This window comes from Burkholderia aenigmatica, assembly GCF_048627025.1.
Taxonomy (GTDB): domain Bacteria; phylum Pseudomonadota; class Gammaproteobacteria; order Burkholderiales; family Burkholderiaceae; genus Burkholderia; species Burkholderia aenigmatica.
Window position 1 is genome coordinate 1,603,315 of sequence record NZ_CP184468.1, and the last position, 19,950, is coordinate 1,623,264.

General features: G+C 67.6%; 14 protein-coding genes. 8 read left to right on the forward strand and 6 right to left on the reverse strand.

Translation table 11 applies throughout. The annotated features are described in order from the left end of the window. Positions 1-145: 145 nt before the first annotated feature. The 5 genes from ACN8ZM_RS07545 to ACN8ZM_RS07565 all read left to right on the forward strand — a co-directional run bounded on the left by ACN8ZM_RS07545 (position 146) and on the right by ACN8ZM_RS07565 (position 5,949). Positions 146-568 (forward strand): peptidase, encoded by a 423-nt coding sequence (locus tag ACN8ZM_RS07545; RefSeq protein ID WP_420210899.1) that lies wholly within the window; start codon positions 146-148, stop codon positions 566-568. A 268-nt stretch (positions 569-836) separates the two neighbouring features. After that, the gene (locus ACN8ZM_RS07550; protein WP_006490421.1) at positions 837-1,541 is read left to right on the forward strand and encodes a response regulator transcription factor; all 705 of its coding nucleotides are present in this window, start codon (positions 837-839) and stop codon (positions 1,539-1,541) included. Then, a complete protein-coding gene (locus ACN8ZM_RS07555; protein WP_420210900.1) occupies positions 1,538-2,899 on the forward strand; it encodes a FecR domain-containing protein in 1,362 nt (453 codons plus the stop codon). Before ACN8ZM_RS07550 ends, ACN8ZM_RS07555 begins: the two co-directional genes overlap by 4 nt. A 10-nt stretch (positions 2,900-2,909) precedes the next feature. Continuing rightward, on the forward strand, positions 2,910-5,297 hold the full coding sequence (locus ACN8ZM_RS07560) for a CHASE2 domain-containing protein (RefSeq protein WP_420210901.1): 2,388 nt from the start codon (positions 2,910-2,912) through the stop codon (positions 5,295-5,297). 37 nt (positions 5,298-5,334) lie between these two features. Beyond that, positions 5,335-5,949 carry a DUF4136 domain-containing protein gene (locus ACN8ZM_RS07565; protein ID WP_420210902.1) on the forward strand — a complete coding sequence of 205 codons (615 nt, stop codon included), beginning with the start codon at positions 5,335-5,337 and terminating at the stop codon, positions 5,947-5,949. A 60-nt stretch (positions 5,950-6,009) separates the two neighbouring features. Here the strand turns inward: ACN8ZM_RS07565 and galU are convergent, their stop codons facing one another. Continuing rightward, positions 6,010-6,894, reverse strand: a complete 885-nt coding sequence (gene galU, locus ACN8ZM_RS07570; RefSeq protein ID WP_043182512.1) for a UTP--glucose-1-phosphate uridylyltransferase GalU — start codon at positions 6,892-6,894, stop codon at positions 6,010-6,012. Positions 6,895-6,981: 87 nt separating this feature from the next. After that, on the reverse strand, positions 6,982-9,849 hold the full coding sequence (locus ACN8ZM_RS07575) for a valine--tRNA ligase (RefSeq protein ID WP_089450342.1): 2,868 nt from the start codon (positions 9,847-9,849) through the stop codon (positions 6,982-6,984). A gap of 213 nt (positions 9,850-10,062) precedes the next feature. On the opposite strand from ACN8ZM_RS07575, the gene ACN8ZM_RS07580 reads away from it, so the two are divergent. Both ACN8ZM_RS07580 and ACN8ZM_RS07585 read left to right on the forward strand, forming a co-directional pair. Next, on the forward strand, positions 10,063-12,426 hold the full coding sequence (locus tag ACN8ZM_RS07580; RefSeq protein ID WP_043182517.1) for a UvrD-helicase domain-containing protein: 2,364 nt from the start codon (positions 10,063-10,065) through the stop codon (positions 12,424-12,426). Beyond that, positions 12,423-13,220 (forward strand): 5'-methylthioadenosine/adenosylhomocysteine nucleosidase, encoded by a 798-nt coding sequence (locus ACN8ZM_RS07585; protein ID WP_301769459.1) that lies wholly within the window; start codon positions 12,423-12,425, stop codon positions 13,218-13,220. Before ACN8ZM_RS07580 ends, ACN8ZM_RS07585 begins: the two co-directional genes overlap by 4 nt. A gap of 78 nt (positions 13,221-13,298) precedes the next feature. On the opposite strand, the gene ACN8ZM_RS07590 is transcribed toward ACN8ZM_RS07585, so the two are convergent. Next, positions 13,299-14,537 (reverse strand): MFS transporter, encoded by a 1,239-nt coding sequence (locus ACN8ZM_RS07590; RefSeq protein WP_043182519.1) that lies wholly within the window; start codon positions 14,535-14,537, stop codon positions 13,299-13,301. A 408-nt stretch (positions 14,538-14,945) separates the two neighbouring features. Here ACN8ZM_RS07590 and ACN8ZM_RS07595 point away from each other — a divergent pair, with 408 nt between their 5' ends. Beyond that, entirely contained in the window at positions 14,946-16,619 is a 1,674-nt protein-coding gene (locus tag ACN8ZM_RS07595) for a methyl-accepting chemotaxis protein (RefSeq protein ID WP_420210903.1), read from the forward strand. Positions 16,620-16,640: 21 nt separating this feature from the next. Here the strand turns inward: ACN8ZM_RS07595 and ACN8ZM_RS07600 are convergent, their stop codons facing one another. From ACN8ZM_RS07600 to ACN8ZM_RS07610, 3 genes are read right to left on the reverse strand one after another with little or no spacing between them, the layout of a single operon-like run. Beyond that, positions 16,641-17,516: an HlyD family secretion protein gene (locus ACN8ZM_RS07600; RefSeq protein WP_043182521.1), complete on the reverse strand. Its 876-nt coding sequence runs from the start codon at positions 17,514-17,516 to the stop codon at positions 16,641-16,643. A 12-nt stretch (positions 17,517-17,528) separates the two neighbouring features. After that, positions 17,529-17,732, reverse strand: a complete 204-nt coding sequence (locus ACN8ZM_RS07605; protein ID WP_043182522.1) for a DUF1656 domain-containing protein — start codon at positions 17,730-17,732, stop codon at positions 17,529-17,531. After that, positions 17,729-19,936, reverse strand: a complete 2,208-nt coding sequence (locus ACN8ZM_RS07610) for an FUSC family protein (protein WP_175021925.1) — start codon at positions 19,934-19,936, stop codon at positions 17,729-17,731. Before ACN8ZM_RS07610 ends, ACN8ZM_RS07605 begins: the two co-directional genes overlap by 4 nt. Between the last annotated feature and the right edge of the window lie 14 nt (positions 19,937-19,950).

Genomic DNA, 19,950 nt, shown 5'->3' on the forward strand with positions numbered 1-19,950 from the left:
ACAATTCTTAAACCTCGCTTCGTGATCGGCTGCGTATACTGACCCGGCCGGTCGTCCGCTCACAGCGGATGCGCCGGCCACGGTACGTCTTACGGCGGGCACGGGGGCCATGCCTGACGCTACCGTCGTACAACGGGGAGAGGACATGTCCTTCAGACCAGGGACCATTCGAAGTCCGTCCGGGGCGGAACGCAGCGTATCGGGACTGAGCCGTATCGAGCTCGACCCGCAACAGGATCGCCACGCGCGTGCCGCGCTGGAGGCCTACGCGGATTCGGCCGCGGCCGAGATGCCGTGGTTGGCCGAGTGGCTCGACGAACGGCTGCGCGATGCCGCGCACGACGACGGCTCGGGCCTGACCTACTGCGGTGCGACGATCGAGCGGGTGTTCGATCTGGCGCAGGCGTGGGCGGCGAGCCAACCGGATTACGCGGCTACCGCGTGGGAGCGGGTGCGCGGCCAGCTGCAGCGGATGCTGGTGCAACCGGCGCGTTCGGAACCGCTGTTGCCGTGCGTGCCGGCCGACGATGTCGCCGAGCAGGTGGCCGGTATCGCGGGCGTCGACTAGGCGCTCGATTGCGCGGCGGAAAGGATTATTCGAAGAAAAGACGGTAGTCCGCGCAATTTATTGGCGAATTTCATACTACTATGATGAAATCGCCGGTTCGTCCGTACCCCGTTTTTGAGATATTTAGCCGGGGTCGCCGGTTTGCGCAGATGGCGCGAGCGGCGAACGACGGCTCGCCGGCCGGTATCCGGGGGCCGTGCGCGTACTGCGCGGCTGGATGGGGGCGGGGAGCTGAACTGGACGAATCGATTTCGATTTGCGGGGTGCTATGAGAATTGCTGTACTGGATGACGATCCGGCCCAGACGGATTTCGTCAGTCAAACGCTGACGGCCGTTGGCCATACGTGCTATGCGTTCAAGGAAGGCAAGGCCCTGAAGAAGCGTCTGCAGCGCGAGACGTTCGATCTGCTGGTGCTCGACTGGAACGTGCCCGACATGTCCGGCGAGGAAGTGCTGAAGTGGGTGCGTGCCAATCAGACCGAGCACAGCCTGCCGATCATCTTCATGACGAGCCGTGACGACGAGGCGGGGATCACGCAGATCCTCAATGCCGGCGCCGACGATTACGTGGTCAAGCCCGTGTCGGGCCCGATCCTGCGCGCGCGCATCGGCTCGCTGCTGCGCCGCGCGTATCCGGTCAACGCCGAGGCAACCGTTCGCGAATTCGATCAATTCCGTTTCGACGTGAACCTGAAGCAGGCCTACGTCGGCGACAAGGCCGTGAGCCTCACGCAGAAGGAGTTCGAGCTCGCGCTGCTGCTGTTCCAGCATCTCGACCGGCCGCTGTCGCGCGCGCACATTCTCGATCTCGTGTGGAAGCAGGCGACCGACATCCCGTCGCGCACGATGGATACGCACATCTCGATGCTGCGCACCAAGCTCGGCCTGCGGCCCGAAAACGGCTATCGCCTCGCGCCGATCTACGGCTACGGCTACCGGCTCGAGCGGGTCGGCCAGGGAGAACCGGAGTGACCACGGGAATCACGCAGCGTACGGCGACCCGGCGCACGGTGGCGCTGCACGCGGCCTGTGCGGTCGCGTTTGCGTTTGCCGCGCAGCATGCGGCTGCGCAGCCGCCCGCCGCGGCAGGCAAGATGGTCGTCTATCGCACGCAGGGGGGCGACACGCTGTACGACGTCGCCGCGCGCTACCTGCAGGGCGCGGACGACTGGCAACTGCTTCAGCAGATCAACGGCGTGCCCGCACCGAAGCATCTGCAGCCCGGCGTCGCGCTGAAGCTGCCGGTCGCACGCCTGCGCAAGGAAAAGCTGACCGCGCGCGTCATTGCGGTGCAGGGCACGGCCGAACGCGCGTCCGGCGACGCTTTTGTGCCGCTCGCGAACGATGCGACCCTCGCCGAGGGCGACCGCGTGCGCACGGGCCCGAACGGCTTCGTGACGCTCGAGCTCGCCGACGGCACGCACATGAGCCTGCCGCCCGACAGCCAGCTCGACCTGAAGGCGCTGCGCCGCACGGTGCTGACCGGCACGCTCGATCGTGAGTTCGAACTCACGCGCGGCTCGGTCGACAGCGAGGTCACCCATCTGAAGAAACGCGACGACCGCTTCCAGATCCGGTCGCCGTCGGTCGTGGCCGGCGTGCGCGGCACGCACTTTCGCGTGAATTACGACGCGGCCGGCAATGCGTCGACGCGCGTCGAAGTGCTCGATGGCACCGTCGGTGTCGCGGGCGACCGGCAGTCGGCCGATCCGACACTCGTGCATGCGAATTTCGGCAGCGTCGCGACGTCGTCCGGCGCGGTCGGCGTGCCCGTCGAGCTGCTGCCTGCGCCGGCGCTCGCGCATCCCGACAAGGTGCAGGACGAGCCCGACGTCGCGTTCGACGTCGCCCCGCTCGAACAGGCGCATGGTTACCGCATGCAACTCGCGCACGACGCGGGGCTGCTCGACCTGTTCAGCGAAACGCGCACCGATTCGCCGCGCGCAGTCTTCCACGACGTACCGAACGGGAACTACTTCGTGCGGGTCGCCGCGATCGACGCGAACGGCCTCGAGGGCCGGCCGCGCACGTACGCGTTCGAACGCCGCGTGATGGGGCTCGACGCGAGCGCATCGCCCGGCGCGGGCGGTTACGAATTCCGCTGGTCGCCGAACGGCTCGAGCAAGGATGCGCGCTACCGGTTCGTGCTGTCGCGCTCGAAGGACCTGAGCGCACCGGTCGTCGACCAGGTCGGCTTGCATGCGCGCCAGATCACCGTCGCGCACCTGCCGCCGGGCGACTATTTCTGGGCCGTGACCGTCGAGGAGTTCGAAGGCGGCAAGTTCTACGAGAAGACCAGTCCGGTCAGCGCGTTCACGCTGTCGCGCTGATTCGCGGCGCATGAAACCCGACTCCGTTTCCCCGCGGCGGGGCCTCGGCCGCCGCTTCCTGATCGAATGGATCGCGATCGGCTGCCTCGGGATCGCGGTGATCCTCGTCTGCGCGCTCGGCCGCCTGTCGGCAAGCGTCGACGGCCTGATCTACGACCGGCTGCTGATGCTGCGCAGCCTGCCGCTGTCGCCCGACGTGGTGGTCGTCGACATCGACAACCAGAGCGTGTCCGCGCTCGGCCGCTGGCCGTGGCCGCGCGACGTGCATGCGCGGCTGCTCGATACGCTGGCGCGCGCGCAACCGGCTGCCGTCGTCTACGACGTGCTGTTTACCGAACCGTCGCCGGAGGATCGCGCGTTCGCGGACGCGATGAGCCACGTACCGACCTTCCTGCCCGTGCTGCTGAGCCCCGAGCAGGCGGACGGCTCGCGTGCGGTCGATCCGCCGGTGGCCGCGCTCGCGGCGCGCGCGGTCGGGCTCGGCCACATCAATCTTGAAGTCGACCGCGACGGCATCGTACGCAGCGTTGCGCTGTTCGAAAGCGACGGCCGCGTGCGCTGGCCGCAACTGATGGTGCCGGTGTACCAGGCGATCCAAGGTGGCCGGCTGCACCCGATCGGCGGGGCACCCGGCGCGAATGCGCACGATCTGTCGCGCGACGCGGCCGGCGAGGGCCGCTACCTGATCCCGTTCAGCCGCAATACGCCCGCCTATCCGACGCTGTCGTTCGACGACGTGCTCGAAGGGCGCGTGAAGCCCGACGCGCTGCGCGGCAAGATCGTCGTGGTCGGCGTGACGGCGTCGGGGCTGTACGACCGCTTCGCGACGCCTGTGTCCGGCGAGTTCGGGCCGCTCGCCGGCGTGTATATCCATGCGAACGTGCTCGACATGCTGGCGACCGGCAGCGCGATCTCGCCCGCGTCGCGCGCCGGGCTGTTCGCCGCGTCGCTGCTGCCGCTTGCCGCGCTGCTGGGCGGCTTCCTGATGCTGTCGCCGTGGCGCGCGCTGCTGCTGACGCTGAGCCTCGCCGCGCTCGCGGTCGTCGCGAGCATGGCGCTGCTGTTCGGGGCGCGCATCTGGCTGTCGCCGGCGCCCGCGATCTTCGGGCTGGTCGCCGTCTACCCGATCTGGAACTGGCGGCGGCTCGAAATGACGATGTCGTACTTGCGGCGCGAGCTGCAGCGGCTCGCCGACGAGCCGCACCTGCTGCCCGAGGCGCCGCGCACGCGCAGCGTCGGCGGCGACGTGCTCGAGCGGCAGATGACGCTGATGGCGCAAGCCGCGCAGCGCGTGCAGGACATGAAGCGCTTCGTGTGGGACAGCCTCGACAGCATGCCCGAGCCGATCTTCGTGACCGACCTGGCCGGCACCGTGCTGATCGCGAACCATGCGGCCAAGCGCTACGGGTCACGCCTCTCGCTGCCGCTGCCGGAAGGGCGGCCGCTGCGCAGCGCGCTCGGCGAGCTGACGTTCATGAAGACCGTCGACGGCAACGTCGAACACGACGTGGCGATCCGCGAGCACTGGCCGGCCGTGCTCGACCCGACGCTCGAGGCCGAACACGACGCGATGGCGCGCGGCATCGAGGTGCGCGATCGCGACGGGCTCGACCATCTGCTACGCTACGCGGCTTGCACGAACGCGCAGGGCCGCGTGACGGGCTGGATCGCCGGCCTCGTCGACGTGACCGAACTGCACGCGGCCGAGCGGCAGCGCGAGGAAGCACTGCACCTGCTGTCGCACGACATGCGCTCGCCGCAGGCGTCGATTCTCGCGCTCGTCGAGATCGAGCGCGACCGCGCCGAGACCGACGCGATGCGCGGGCTGCTCGCGCGGGTCGAGCGCTATGCGCATCGCGCGCTGTCGCTGGCCGACGAGTTCGTGCAGCTGGCGCGCGCGGAGTCGCAGGTGTACCAGCTCGAGGTGACGAGCCTCGTCGACGTGCTGATCGATGCAAGCGACGAGGTGTGGCCGCAGGCGCAGGCGAAGCACATCCGCGTCGACACCGATGTCGGCACCGACATGTGCTGGGTGCGCGCGGATCGCTCGCTGATCACGCGCGCCTTCGTGAACCTGCTGAACAATGCAGTCAAATACAGTCCGTCCGATACCGTGATCACGTGTACGCTGGCGGTCGAGCACGCGTCGAAACGGATGTTCTGTACGATTCGCGATCAGGGATACGGCATTGCGCCGGAAGATCAGCGGCATCTGTTCGAGCGTTTCAAGCGGTTCCATGCCGGCGAGCGGCCCGAGATCTCGGGTTCCGGGCTCGGCATGGCATTCGTGAAGACGGTCGTCACGCGCCATGGGGGCAGCGTGTCGGTCGACAGCGAGGTGGGTGTCGGCACCGCGGTGACGGTGTCGCTGCCTGCAATCGACGAGCCGTCCGCCTGACAGGGCCGGGTGCGACGGCAGGTATTTGGGGAAAGCCATGAGAAAGGAATGGGCAGCGACCGCGCTGGCGGTGTCGCTGTTGACGGGTTGCGCCGGTGTGACGAGCGGCGTCAGTGCGGTCGGGCAGCCGAACGCGTTTGCCGCCGATGCGCACGGCTACGATTTCGTGCGGACGGCCGCGCAGGCCGACGATGCTGAATACCGGCAGATCGAGACGCTCGTGCGCGACGAACTCGCGCACCGCGGTTTCGATGCGAAGCCGCTCGCGGCCGCGCACTACCGGCTGTCGATCGCGTATGCGACGCAGCCATCCTCGGTCGCGGCGAGCGCCGACGGGTGTGGCGCCGCGAGCAGTGCATGCGTGACGGTCGACGGGCCGGCGCCGTTCGCGCTGCCGTTCATGGGCCGCGTGTATCGCCATGTGCTGACGCTGCGCTTCGTCGACGCGAAATCGGGCGCCGACGTTTACCGCGTATCGGCGGCGCTGCGCGATCGCGATCCCGGCACTCAGCAGGCCGCGCCGGCGCTCGTGAAGAGCGCGCTCGCGAAGGTACCTTTCGGCGACGGCGGCGGCTGGCTCGTCAAGACGAAAAAAGACGACGCGGGCGGGATGCCGGGCGTCGTCTCGGTGAAGCCGGCCAACGCGCGCTGAGCGGCGGCCGGTGAGGTGAGGGCGGGCTCGCCGGAGTGAGCCCTGGTGCCCTTGCCGCGTTCAGTCGGCGTGGTGTGCGCCGTCGCGCGTGCGCAGGTACGTGTCGAAGTCCGCACCGACTTCCGCGTGGCGCAGCGCGAATTCGACCGTCGCCTTCAGGTAGCCGAGCTTGCTGCCGCAGTCGTAGCGCGTGCCCTGGTACTTGTAGGCCAGCACTTGCTCATCGGCGAGCAGCGACTGGATCGCGTCGGTGAGCTGCAGCTCGCCGCCCGCGCCGGGCTTCAGCGCACGCAGGTGCTGGAAGATCCGCGGCTTCAGGATGTAGCGGCCGACCACGCCGAGGTTCGACGGCGCGACTTCCGGCGCCGGCTTTTCGACGATCGCCGACATCTTGACGATCGACTCCTCCCACTCCTTGCCGTCGACGATCCCGTACGACTTCGTTTCCGACGGCGGGATCTCTTCGACGCCGATCACCGAGCTGTGATAGTGGTCGAACACGTCGACCATCTGCTTCATCACGGGCGGGTTGCCGTCGAGCAGGTCGTCGGCGAGGATCACCGCGAACGGGTTGTCGGCCACGAGCTTTTCCGCGCACAGCACCGCATGGCCGAGGCCGAGCGCTTCCGGCTGGCGTACGTAGAAGCAGTCGACATGGCTCGGCTTGATGCTGCGCACGAGCTCGAGCAGCTTTTCCTTGCCGCGCGCCTCGAGTTCGGCCTCGATTTCATACGACTTGTCGAAGTGATCCTCGATCGCGCGCTTGCTGCGCCCGGTGACGAAGATCATCTCGGTAATGCCGGCGGCGATCGCTTCCTCGACTGCGTACTGGATCAGCGGCTTGTCGACGACCGGCAGCATTTCCTTCGGGCTTGCCTTCGTTGCCGGGAGGAAGCGTGTGCCGAGACCGGCAACAGGGAATACCGCCTTGGTGACTTTCAACATGATCGAACCTTTATTCCTGTAATCGACTTGTCAGACGGTTTATGTTCACGCCCGCATTATAGTGAACGCAAACGACCTTACGGTTTGTTACGCAGGCAACCGATCGAGCTGCGCGCGCAGTTTCTCAAGGGTGCTCTGGAATTCCGCGACGCGCTTCTGCTCCTGTTCGACCACGGCCGGCGGCGCTTTCGCGACGAATGCCTCGTTGCCGAGCTTTGCATTGCACTTCGCAATCTCGCCCGTCAGGCGCGCGATTTCCTTCGACAGACGCTCGCGTTCGGCTGCGACGTCGATCTCGACCTTCAGCACCAGCTTGTTCGGCCCGACGATCGCGATCGGCGCGCCGTGTGCTTCCTTGTCGAGCGTTGCTTCATCCGCGAGGATCTGCACTTCCGACAGGCGTGCAAGCGCCTGAATGTACGGTGCGAACGAGCGCAGGCGCTCGGCATCGCCGGCTGCAAGCAGCGGCACCTTGGTTGCCGGCGACAGGTTCATCTCGCCGCGCAGGTTGCGGCACGCGTCGACGATCGCCTTCAGGTCGGCTGCCCACTGCTCGGACGCCTCGTCGATCTTCTGCAGGTTCGCGATCGGGTACGCCTGCGTCATCAGCGACGCTTCGCCTTCGGCCTTGCCCTGCGGATAGCGGCCGGCCAGCGGCGCGACCTTCTGCCAGAGCGCTTCGGTGATGAACGGGATGATCGGGTGCGCGAGCCGCAGCACCGTCTCGAGCACGCGCAGCAGCGTGCGGCGCGTGGCGCGCTGCTGTTCCGGCGTGCCGTTCTGGATCTGCACCTTCGCGAGTTCGAGATACCAGTCGCAGTATTCGTCCCACACGAACTTGTAGATGCTGCTGGCGATGTTGTCGAAGCGGTAATCGGCGAAGCCCTTCGCGATGTCGGCCTCGGTGCGCTGCAGCAGCGACACGATCCAGCGGTCGGCCGCCGAGAAGTCGAGGTAGCCGCCCGGGCCGCAATCGCCCGCGCCGCAGACTTCCGGCTTGTCGCTGCCGCAGTCGTGGCCTTCGCAGTTCATCAGCACGAAGCGCGTCGCGTTCCACAGCTTGTTGCAGAAGTTGCGATAGCCTTCGCAGCGCGCGAGGTCGAAGTTCACGTTGCGGCCGAGCGTCGCCATCGATGCCATCGTGAAGCGCAGCGCGTCGGTGCCGAACGCGGCGATGCCGTCCGGGAACTCCTTGCGCGTCTTCTTCTCGATCGTCGCGGCCTGCTTCGGGTTCATCAGGCCCGTCGTGCGCTTCGCGACCAGCGTGTCGAGGTCGATGCCGTCGACGATGTCGATCGGGTCGAGCGTGTTGCCCTTGCTCTTCGACATCTTCTGGCCTTCCGCGTCGCGCACGAGGCCGTGCACGTACACGGTGTGGAACGGCACCTGGCCCGTGAAGTGCGTGGTCATCATCACCATCCGGGCGACCCAGAAGAAGATGATGTCGAAGCCCGTGACGAGCACGGACGACGGCAGGAAGTGCTTCAGTTCAGGCGTTTCGTTCGGCCAGCCGAGCGACGAGAACGGCACCAGCGCCGACGAGAACCACGTGTCGAGCACGTCTTCGTCGCGCTTCAGCGCGCCCGCATAACCCTTCGCGGCCGCCTGCGCGCGTGCTTCTTCCTCGTTGCGCGCGACGAACACCTCGCCGTTTTCGCCGTACCATGCGGGAATCTGGTGGCCCCACCACAGCTGGCGCGAGATGCACCAGTCCTGGATGTTCTCGAGCCACTGGTAGTAGGTGGTCGTCCAGTTTTCCGGGACGAACTTGATCTGGCCGTTGCGCACGACGTCGAGCGACGTTTCCGTGATCGACTTGCCGGGGTTGAACGTGCCTTCCGGTGCCGGCTTCGTCATCGCGACGAACCACTGGTCGGTCAGCATCGGCTCGATCACGACGCCCGTGCGGTCGCCGCGCGGCACCATCAGCTTGTGCGGCTTCACCGAGTCGAGGAAACCCTCGGCGTCGAGGTCGGCGACGATCGCCTTGCGCGCGTCGAAGCGGTCGAGGCCGCGATACTGCTCGGGGCCGTTGTCGTTGATCTTCGCGTCGAGCGTCAGGATCTCGATCGGCGCGATCTTGTGGCGCTGGCCGACCTGGTAGTCGTTGAAGTCGTGCGCGGGCGTGACCTTCACGACGCCCGTGCCGAACTCGCGGTCGACGTAGTCGTCGGCGATCACCGGGATCTCGCGGCCCGTCAGCGGCAGCGTGACGAGCTTGCCGATCAGGTGCGCATAGCGCTCGTCTTCCGGGTGGACCATCAGCGCGACGTCGCCGAGCATCGTTTCCGGACGCGTCGTGGCAACGGTCAGCGAGCCCGAGCCGTCGACGAGCGGGTAGCGGATGTGCCACAGGTGGCCGTTTTCCTCTTCGCTCACGACTTCGAGGTCCGACACGGCGGTCAGCAGCACCGGATCCCAGTTGACGAGGCGCTTGCCGCGGTAGATCAGGCCCTGTTCATAGAGCGTGACGAACACGTCGCGCACGGCGGCCGACATCTTGTCGTCCATCGTGAAGTATTCGCGCGACCAGTCGGGCGACGCGCCGAGGCGACGCACCTGGCCGGTGATCGTCGAACCCGATTTTTCCTTCCATTCCCACACGCGCTCGACGAACTTCTCGCGGCCGAGGTCGTGGCGCGACACGCCTTGCGCGTCGAGCTGGCGCTCGACGACGATCTGGGTCGCGATCCCCGCGTGGTCGGTGCCGGGCACCCACAGCGTGTTCTCGCCGAGCATCCGGTGGTAGCGGGTGAGGCCGTCCATGATCGTCTGGTTGAACGCGTGGCCCATGTGCAGCGTGCCCGTCACGTTCGGCGGCGGCAACTGGATCGAGAAATCGGGGCGGGCCGGGTCGAATGCCGGGGCCGCATAGCCGCGCTTTTCCCACTCCGGCCCCCATTGGGACTCGATGGTGTGGGGCTCGAAACTCTTCGCAAGCGTGTTGTCGCTCATGTTGGAAATCTGCCGAAAAATGCGTGAATTGGATGCCGAATCTGACAATTATAAATGGATGCACATCGACCAGCCATCGCCTTGCCGGTACGGGCCCGTCGCGACGCGATCGCCGCGTGCCTGTGACGGGTAATCAAACGGATCGGGAACGGCATCGCGCGGCCGACTTATAATGTCGGGTCCGCATTTTTCTCGTCCGTCCGCTGCCGCTCCATGCCCGATCTGCTCGCCAATCTGAACCCCGAACAACTCGCCGCCGTCACGTTGCCGAACGAACCGGCGCTGATCCTCGCAGGGGCGGGCAGCGGCAAGACCCGCGTGCTGATCACCCGCATCGCGTGGCTGATCCAGCAGGGCTACGCGTCGCCGCCCACCGTGCTCGCCGTCACCTTCACGAACAAGGCCGCGCGCGAGATGATGGCGCGCCTGTCGGCGATGATGCCGATCGACACGCGCGGGATGTGGATCGGCACGTTCCACGGCCTGTGCAACCGGATGCTGCGCACGCACTGGCGCGACGCCGGCCTGCCGCAGACCTTCCAGATCCTCGACACCGCCGACCAGCTGTCCGCGATCAAGCGGCTGATGAAGGCGGCGAACGTCGATGACGAGAAGTATCCGCCGAAGAACGTGCAGTACTTCATCAACAACGCGAAGGAGCAGGGGCTGCGCCCCGACAAGGTCGACGCGACCGACAACTTCAACCGCAAGTTCGTCGAGCTGTACCAGGCGTACGACCAGCAGTGCCAGCGCGAGGGCGTGGTCGACTTCCCCGAGCTGCTGCTGCGCTGCTACGAATTGCTTGCGTACAACGCGCCGCTGCGCGCGCACTACCAGGCGCGCTTCAAGCACATCCTGGTCGACGAGTTCCAGGACACCAACAAGCTGCAGTACGCGTGGCTCAAGATGCTCGCGGGCGGCGAGAACGCGATTTTCGCGGTCGGCGACGACGACCAGTCGATCTACGCGTTCCGCGGCGCGAACGTCGGCAACATGCGCGATTTCGAAGACGAATTCCGCGTGCGCAACCTGATCAAGCTCGAGCAGAACTACCGGTCGCACGGCAACATCCTCGACGCGGCGAACCAGCTGATCTCGAACAACGCGCACCGCCTCGGCAAGAACCTGCGCACCGACGCGGGCCACGGCGAACCCGTGCGCGTGTACGAGGCGAGCACCGATTCGCAGGAAGCCGGCTGGATCGTCGAGGAGATCCGCTCGCTGATCAACACCGGGATGGCGCGCAGTGAAGTGGCCGTCCTGTACCGCAGCAACGCGCAGTCGCGCTCGATCGAGCACACGCTGATGTCGTCGGGCATTCCGTACCGCGTGTACGGCGGCCTGCGCTTCTTCGAACGCCAGGAAGTGAAGCACGCGCTCGCGTACCTGCGCCTGATCGACAACCCGAACGACGACACCGCATTCGTGCGCGTCGTGAACTTCCCGACCCGCGGCATCGGCGCGCGCTCGATCGAGCAGCTCGCCGACGCCGCGCGCCTGTACGGCTGCTCGATGGCCGCCGCGATTCCGTACGTGACGGGCAAGGCCGGCACGAGCCTGGGCGGGTTCGCGAACCTGGTCGCGAAGATGCGCGCCGATACGCAGCAGATGAACCTGCCCGACACCGTCGAGCACATCGTGCGCGCCAGCGGTCTCGCCGATTTCTACCAGGGCGAGCGCGAAGGCCAGGACCGTCTCGAGAACTTGCAGGAACTCGTGAACGCGGCCACCGCGTTCATCGCCGAGGAAGGCTACGGGCTCGACACGCCGGCCCGTTCGATCCCGCTGCGCGCGGGCGCGATCGCGGCGCCCGAGCTCGGCACCGCGACGGACGATCCGGCGGTCGACGTGCTCGATCCGGTATCGCCCGCCGACCCGGCACAGAACCCCGACACGATGACGCCGCTCGCCGGTTTCCTGTCGCATGCGTCGCTGGAGGCCGGCGACAACCAGGCGCAGGCCGGGCAGGACGCCGTGCAGCTGATGACGGTGCACGCGGCTAAGGGGCTCGAATTCTCGGCCGTGTTCATCACGGGCCTCGAGGAAGGATTGTTCCCGCACGAGAACAGCGTGCTCGAATCGGATGGCCTCGAGGAAGAGCGCCGGCTGATGTACGTCGCGATCACGCGCGCGAAGGAGCGGCTCTACCTGTCGTTCGCGCAGAGCCGGATGCTGCATGGCCAGACGCGCTACAACGTGCGCTCGCGCTTCTTCGACGAGCTGCCCGAACACGTGCTCAAGTGGCTGACGCCGAAGGTCGAGGCCGGTTCGCGCTGGGGCGGTCGGTCGGACAACGCCGGATACGGGCGCGACTGGTTCGCGCGGCCGGGCGGCGGCAGCCGCGAGCAGATCGTCGACCCGGCCGTGTCCGCGCCGCTGCCCGCGTTCGCGGACAAGCAGCGCGCGGCCGATGCCGGCTTCCGGGTCGGTCAGCAGGTGTTCCATACCAAGTTCGGCGAAGGCACGGTCACCAAGCTCGAAGGCAACGGCACCGATGCGAAGGCGCAGGTGAAATTCAAGCGGCACGGCGAGAAGTGGCTCGCGCTCGCGGTCGCGAAACTGCAGGCGGTGGAATGATGGGCATCGACATGGTTGTGACGCCTGCGGCCCGTCCGCTCGGCATTCTCGCCGCGCTGCCCGAGGAACTCGGCGACCTGATCGCCGCGATGCGTGCCGAAGGTGCGATGCAGACGGTCACGCTCGGCCGCCGCGATTATCACGTCGGCACCGTGCACGGCGCGGCCTGCGTCGTGACGCTCGCACGGGTCGGCAAGGTCGCGGCCGCCGCGACGGTCAGCGCGCTGATCCACGTGTTCGGCGTGTCTGGCGTCGTGTTCACCGGCGTCGCGGGCGGCGTGTCGCGCACGGTGCGCGTTGGCGACGTCGTCGTGGCCGATACGCTGCTGCAGCACGATCTCGACGCTTCGCCGCTCTTTCCGCGCTACGAGGTGCCGCTGCTCGGCATCACGCGTTTCGCGACCGACGCGGCGCTGACCGCACGCTTGCGGGCCGCGTGCACGCAATTTGTCGCGGAAGAGGGCGCGCAGTTCGCCGCGCGCTTCGGCCTGGCCGGTGCGACGCTGCACGCGGGGCTCATCATCAGCGGCGACCGCTTCGTGTCGAGCGAGCGCGAGGTCGTCGCGCTGCGTGACGCGCTGCCGGATGCGCTCGCGGTCGAAATGGAAGGAGCCGCGATCGCGCAGGTGTGCGCAGAGCACGACGTGCCGTTCGCACTCGTGCGCACGATCTCCGATACGGCCGACGATCACGCGACGCAGTCGTTCTCGCACTTCCTGTCGGCGATCGCGAGCAGCTATTCGTCCGGCATCCTCAAGCGTTTCCTGACGCTGCATGCGACGACGGCGGCCTGAAGCCGCCGCCGTTCCCTTCATTCCTTTATTCGAGCCGTTCGACCGGCCGCCGCGTGTACGCGGCGGCCGGTCGGTTCGTCACGCCTTCTTGCGCCGGCTGCTTTCGAGGTTCGGCAGGAAGATCGTCAGCACGCCGATCAGCGGCAGGAACGAGCACACCTTGTAGACGAACGTGATGTTCGTTGCGTCGGCAAGCTGGCCGAGCACGGCCGCGCCGACCCCGCCGAGGCCGAACGCGAAGCCGAAGAACAGCCCCGCGACCATCCCGACCTTGCCGGGCATCAGCTCCGTCGCGTAGACGAGGATCGCGGCGAACGCCGACGCCAGCACGATGCCGATGATCACGGTCAGCACGGTCGTCCAGAACAGGTTCGCATACGGCAGCAGCAGCGTGAACGGCGCGACGCCGAGGATCGATACCCAGATCACGTACTTGCGGCCGATCCGGTCGCCCACCGGCCCGCCGATCAGCGTGCCGGCCGCCACGGCCGCGAGGAACACGAACAGGTGGATCTGCGCGGCCTGCACCGACAGGTGGAACTTGTCGATCAGGTAGAACGTGAAATAGCTGTTGATGCTCGCGAGGTAGAAGTACTTCGAGAACACCAGCAGCACCAGCACGCCGATCGCGCCGAGCACGCGGCCGCGCGACAGCGTCGGGTGCCCGGCCGCCGCGGCCTTCTTCTTCATCGACGGATGCTTCTTGTACCAGTGGCCGATCTGCGTGAGCACGATCATCGCGACGAGCGCGGCCGCCGAGAACCACGCGATGCTGTGCTGGCCGTGCGGAATGATCACGAGCGCGGCGAGCAGCGGCCCGAGCGCGGAACCCGCATTGCCGCCGACCTGGAACACCGACTGCGCGAGCCCGTGCTGGCCGCCCGACGCCATCCGCGCGACCCGCGACGATTCCGGATGGAACACCGACGAGCCGCAGCCGACGAGCGCCGCGGCCACCAGCAGCATCGGGAAATTCGACGCGGTCGACATCAGCAGCAGCCCCGCGAGCGTGAAGCCCATCCCGACCGGCAGCGAATACGGCTTCGGCCGCTTGTCGGTATAGAGGCCGACGAGCGGCTGCAGCAGCGATGCGGTGATCTGGTAGGTGAGCGTGATCAGGCCGATCTGCGCGAACGACAGCGCGAACTGGCTCTTGAGCATCGGATAGATCGCCAGGATCAACGACTGGATCATGTCGTTGAGCATGTGCGAGAAGCTGATCGCGCCGAGCACCGGGTAGACGGTGCGGGCGACGGGTGGCGCGGGCGGTTGGGTGGCGGCTGCGCCGGCGGAGCCGGTGTCGAGGCTGGTTTCCATGTGAGAGCTGAACGAGTTGAGGTGGCGGGCGCGCTCTGCTGGGGATTGGCGCGTCTTGAATCGTTGCTGCGTCAAAGAAGTGTAATGTGGCGTATTGAGAATGTCAGGACAAGTTTTGTCGTGAATCGGACATTCATCCGACGGATCGGCCGATGCCGGCTTTTTTGACCGGGTATAACGCTGGCGGCGCGCCCGCCTGTCGGCAGGGGCGCGCGCCCTGGGCCGGTGCGTGGTTTACCGGACTCAAGAAACGGTGGTGGCGGCCGTAGAACGACCCAATGACAACAGGCGCGCCGCGCCCGACACCGGCTATCCGCCGTGCGGGCGCAGGACGCGCGGCATGGCCAGCCATCGCGGGAACGCCGGGACCGACCTTTCCGGCCGCGTGATCAATACGGGGATAGTTCGATGAAAGCAGCATCTTTGCATCCACAGCCCGGTGCGGCCGCCGCCGCACCCGACGTTACCGCCGGTCGCGCCGCCCGGCGCCTGCGCGCGGCGCGTCGCGAGCGCCGGCCGTGGACCGTCAAGGCGACGTTGCGCGCCGCATTCGCGATCCTGCTCGCCGGCACGCTGGCGATCGGCATGTTTTCGCTGTGGCAGATCAGCCGGCTGAACGCGTCGATCGCGTCGGTCTACGAGCAGGGCCACGTCGCGAGCCGCGCGGCCGAGGAGGTTCGGGCCGAAGTGCTGCGCGCGAGCCGTGCGCAGAAGATGCTGCTGACGGCGAGCACCGCGAAGGAGCGCGACGAACTGGGCGCCGAAGTCGGCGCGGGGCTCGCGTCGATCGGCCAGGCGCTCGGCACGCTGCAGCGCTACGCGGATCCGGGCGACGTCGACGATTCGGCGCGGCTGCGCGCCTTCTCGACGGCGGTCGGCACGTGGAGCACGCATCTGCGCGATTTCGTTGCGCTCGTGCGTGCGCAGCCGCTCGACCTGTCGCAGATGAACTGGCAGGTCGGCACGCAGGACGTGTCGTTGCTGGTCGAAACCGGCAAGCTCGAGAAACTCGTTGCCGAACTCGTGAAGACGCGCGGCGCGAAGTCGAAGGCCACGCTCGATGCGTCCGCCACCATTTTCTCGTCGTCGTTAGCGATGATCGCGGCGATGACGGCTGCGCTGATCGTGCTCGCGATCGTGATCGCCGAGCGCGTGGTGCGCCGTCTCGCGTCGCAGCTCGGCGGCGAGCCCGCGCACGCGAAGGCGATCGCCGCCGACATCGCGCGCGGCGACCTGACGCGACCGATCAAGCTGGGCCGGCACGACCGCGACAGCATGGTGCGTGCGCTGGCCGAAATGCAGACCGGGCTCGCGGCGACCGTCGGCGAGATCGCCGTCAGCGCCGAGGCGATCGCGGCCGCGTCGGGCGAGATCTCCACCGGCAACCTCGATCTGTCGAAGCGCACCGAGCAGCAGGCCGTCGCGCTCGAGCGCACCGCGGCCAGCATGGAGCAGCTCACGTCGACCGTACGGCAGAACGCCGAGAATGCGCGGCAGGCGAGCGCGCTCGCGGCCAATGCGTCGGCCGTCGCGGAGACGGGTGGGGAAGTCGTCGGGCGTGTGGTGGCGACGATGAGCGAGATCGACGACAGCGCGAAGAACATCCGCGACATCATCGGCACGATCGAGGGGATCGCGTTCCAGACCAACATTCTCGCGTTGAACGCGGCGGTCGAGGCGGCACGCGCCGGCGAGCAGGGGCGCGGCTTCTCGGTGGTGGCGGGCGAGGTCCGCCTGCTCGCGCAGCGCGCGGCGACCGCGGCGAAGGAGATCCGCGCGCTGATCGGCGCGTCGGTCGAGCGCGTCGCGAACGGTGCGGCGCTCGCGCACGATGCGGGCCGCACGATGGGTGACGTCGTGCGCGCGGTCAAGCGCGTGACCGACATCATCGGTGAAATTTCCGCCGCATCGGACGAGCAGAGCGCCGGGATCGACGAGATCGGCCGCGCGGTCACGCAGATGGACGCCGGCACCCAGCAGAACGCGGCACTCGTCGAGCAGGCGGCCGCCGCGGCGAACGCGCTCGACGAGCAGGCGCAGGCGTTGAAGTCGCTGGTCGGGCGCTTTCGCATCGCGGCCTGAGCGCGCCCGGCCGTTCGGGTATTACGACTTCTTCTGCTTGTCGGGATCGATGATGACCGTGCAGGTCGTGCCCGCCGATAGCACCACGTCGGCCGGCACTTCGTCGATCCTGATGCGCACCGGCACGCGCTGCGCGAGGCGCACCCAGTTGAAGGTCGGGTTCACGTCGGCGACGAGGTCGCGGCTTTGCGGGTTGTCGCGATCGTAAATGCCGCGCGAGATGCTCTCGACGTGGCCCTTCATCACGCCGCCGCTCATCAGCCGCATTTCGGCCGGCGCGCCGATCTTCACGCGCGGCAGCTTGGTTTCCTCGAAGTAGCCGTAGACCCAGAACGAGTGGCTGTCGACGATCGCGAGCTTGGCCTGGCCGGCCACCGCGTAGTTGCCCTTGAAGGTCTGCAGGTTCGTGACGTAGCCGTCGACCGGCGCGACGACGCGCGTGCGTTCGAGGTTGAGCTTCGCGGCATCGAGCGCGGCGATTGCCTGCTGGTACTGCGCATCGGCGCTCGATGCGCTGTGCGCGGCGTTCTCGCGGTTTTCCTTCGACACGACGAGCGCGTCGAGGTCCGCGCGGCGGGCCGCGTCGTCGCGGCGCATCTGCAGTTCCGCGCGACGAGCGGCGACGGCCGCCTGCGCCTGCTCGACCGCGATCTGGTAGTGCGACGGGTCGATCTGCATGATCAGGTCGCCTTTCTTGACGAGCTGGTTGTCATGCACGGGCAGCTCGACGATCGCGCCCGACACGTCCGGCGCGACGTTGACGATCTCGGCGCGCACGCGCCCGTCGCGCGTCCACGGATCGTCCATGTAGTGCACCCACAGCGAGCGCCCGATCAGGATCGCGACGATGAGAATGACGGCGGTCGCGACGAAGCCGAAAAGTTTTCTGAGCATCATGATGGTTCTGGATCAACGATAAACGGCAAGACTCAGTCCGCCGCAAATACAGACGAGAAGGCAGGCCCGGAACAGCGACGGGTGCCAGACGAGACGGTAGAGGCCCGTGTAGGCGAGCAGGCGATCGACGGCCCACGTGGCCAGCGCGCCGATGACGAACATCAGCACCACCGTGGGCATGTAGGCATCGAGAATGGCGATTTCACGCGGCATCATGACGAGGCTCCGGGTTGGGTGCGCGCGGTCGTGGCGCGGTTTCGGTTGAGCGCATCGAGCGGCGATTCGGGATCGAGCAGCGCCGTGCGCACGAAATGCAGGTGGCTCAGGATGCGCTGCAGCCGGTGGCGTTCGTCACGCGTCGGCGTGAACGCGTCGAGCGTCTGCCGGGTCGCGTCGATCGCGTCGTTCACCGCTGCGAGCGTCGCGTCGAAGCGTGCGGCGTCGGGCTTCGTGAACAGCGACGACAGCGCGGTGCGCATCGTCTCGATCGCACGTCGCCACGGCATCGTCGGCGCAAAACGCGGGTCGGACGGCAGTGCCGCCAGCTCGTGGCGCAGGTCGATCGACGCGTTGCCGGTCTCGAGCACCGCGAACATCCAGCGCAGCGCGTCGCGCTGCACGTCGGGCTGGTCGGCCGACAGCGTGTGCGCCTGGTACATCAGGTCGCGCGCGCCGCTCTCGAAGCGCGTGCGCAGGCCGGCGAGCCGTGCGTGGCCGGCCGCGACGGCCTGGTGGCGCAGGTCGGCGAACAGCCGCTTCTTGAGCCACGGCGCGGTCGGCGGGAACAGCACCGCGAACGCGATCGCCGATACCAGCATCGACAGCACGAGTGCGAGCGCGTCGTTCATGAAGCTCGACGGATCGTAATGCGTGATGTTGTCCGGGCCCGCGAGGAAGCAGAAGAAGATCAGGTAGCCCATCCCGTAGCCGGCGAGCTTCGGTTTCAGCGTCATGTAGATGCCGATCGCGAGCAGCGGCGCGAGCGCCACGCACAGCAGCACGAAGCCGTCGATCCGCGGATAGATGCCGAACATCAGCACGAAGCCGGTACAGACGGCCAGCGCCGTGCCCATCCCCATCTGGGCGGACATCGCGGTCGGGCGCGGCGTCGACGACGCGAGCGCGCAGGTCGCCGCCGCCGTCAGCACCAGCGTGACGCCGTTCGGCCAGGCCGTTTCGATCCAGAACCAGCCGAGCGTGAGGATCACCACCGCGGTGCGGATGCCCGCGATCAGCGCGGCCGTCATGTTGGTGCGCGGCTCGTAGCGTTCGATCCAGCGTTCACGCTCGTGCGTCGCGCTCGACAGCGACGCGTAGGTCGCCGCGTATTCCTGCAGGTCGGTGATGAAGCGGTACAGCAGTTCGGCCGCCGTATCGAAGTCGAGCAGCGGGAAGTCCGGGCGCGTTTCGAGTTCGGCGCGCGTCGCGCGGATGCGGCGCGGCAGCGCGTCGCGCCACGCGAGCAGTTGCTCGGCCGCGTGCGCGGCGTCGACCGACGTGCGCACGGGTTCGCCGTTGCGCGTGAGCAGCGGCGCGATTTCACGGAAATACGGTTCGATCGCGTCGATCGCGGCTTGCGCGCCGGCCGCGTGCAGCCGGTTCATCAGCTGATGCAGCGCGTGGAAGCGGCTGGACGCGCTCATGAACTCGCTGTTCAGCCGCGCGAGGCGGCCGCTGCGCATGCGCGTGCCGGGATCCTCGAACACCGCCATGCTGCGCGCGGCCTCGAAGCCGACCACGTCGGCGACGAAGCGCGTATGAATGGTCTCGATGTGCGCGCGGTCGAGCTGGCCCGACAGCGCCGACGCGACATAGTCGACGAAGCTGCCGAAGCGCTTGCGGACCGTCGTGCGCATCTGCTCGCCCGTGTACTGCGGAAACACGAGCGCGCTGACGACGCCGGCCGACACGATCCCGATGATGACCTCGGACACGCGCGTCATCGCGCTCATGAAGGCGCCGTCCGGGTGTTGCGACGCGGGCAGGCCGATCAGCGCGGTCGTATAGCCGGCGAGCAGGAAGCCGTAGCTGCGGAAGTTGCGGTTGCGCGCGGCGCCGGCCGTGCACAGCGCGATCCACAGCGCGATGGCCAGCAGGAACAGCTGCGGCTGCTGCGGGAACAGCCCGACGAACGTGAGCGTCGCGATCAGCCCGAAGATCGTGCCGGCGACGCGGTAGAAGCTCTTCGCGAGCACCGCGCCGCTTTGCGGCTGCATCACGATGAACACGGTGGTCATCGCCGTCTTCGGCGCGGGCAGGTCGAGCCGCATCGACACGCCGGTCGCGATGAACGCGGCGAGCAGCGCCTTGAACAGATAGAGCCACGCGGCGCCGTCGGTACGGGCCCAGTCGCCGAACGCGGCGGTCCAGGCCGCGAACGGGCCGCCGGCGTGCGTGGAAGCGGGGGAGGAGGCTGACATGGCGTCGCTCCGCG

Coding starts and splice junctions, on each gene's coding strand:
- ACN8ZM_RS07545 (WP_420210899.1), top strand. CDS start 146: ATGTCCTTCAGACCAGGGACCATTCGAAGTCCGTCCGGGGCGGAACGC.
- ACN8ZM_RS07550 (WP_006490421.1), top strand. CDS start 837: ATGAGAATTGCTGTACTGGATGACGATCCGGCCCAGACGGATTTCGTC.
- ACN8ZM_RS07560 (WP_420210901.1), top strand. CDS start 2,910: ATGAAACCCGACTCCGTTTCCCCGCGGCGGGGCCTCGGCCGCCGCTTC.
- ACN8ZM_RS07565 (WP_420210902.1), top strand. CDS start 5,335: ATGAGAAAGGAATGGGCAGCGACCGCGCTGGCGGTGTCGCTGTTGACG.
- galU (WP_043182512.1), bottom strand. CDS start 6,894: ATGTTGAAAGTCACCAAGGCGGTATTCCCTGTTGCCGGTCTCGGCACA.
- ACN8ZM_RS07575 (WP_089450342.1), bottom strand. CDS start 9,849: ATGAGCGACAACACGCTTGCGAAGAGTTTCGAGCCCCACACCATCGAG.
- ACN8ZM_RS07580 (WP_043182517.1), top strand. CDS start 10,063: ATGCCCGATCTGCTCGCCAATCTGAACCCCGAACAACTCGCCGCCGTC.
- ACN8ZM_RS07585 (WP_301769459.1), top strand. CDS start 12,423: ATGATGGGCATCGACATGGTTGTGACGCCTGCGGCCCGTCCGCTCGGC.
- ACN8ZM_RS07590 (WP_043182519.1), bottom strand. CDS start 14,537: ATGGAAACCAGCCTCGACACCGGCTCCGCCGGCGCAGCCGCCACCCAA.
- ACN8ZM_RS07595 (WP_420210903.1), top strand. CDS start 14,946: ATGAAAGCAGCATCTTTGCATCCACAGCCCGGTGCGGCCGCCGCCGCA.
- ACN8ZM_RS07600 (WP_043182521.1), bottom strand. CDS start 17,516: ATGATGCTCAGAAAACTTTTCGGCTTCGTCGCGACCGCCGTCATTCTC.
- ACN8ZM_RS07605 (WP_043182522.1), bottom strand. CDS start 17,732: ATGATGCCGCGTGAAATCGCCATTCTCGATGCCTACATGCCCACGGTG.
- ACN8ZM_RS07610 (WP_175021925.1), bottom strand. CDS start 19,936: ATGTCAGCCTCCTCCCCCGCTTCCACGCACGCCGGCGGCCCGTTCGCG.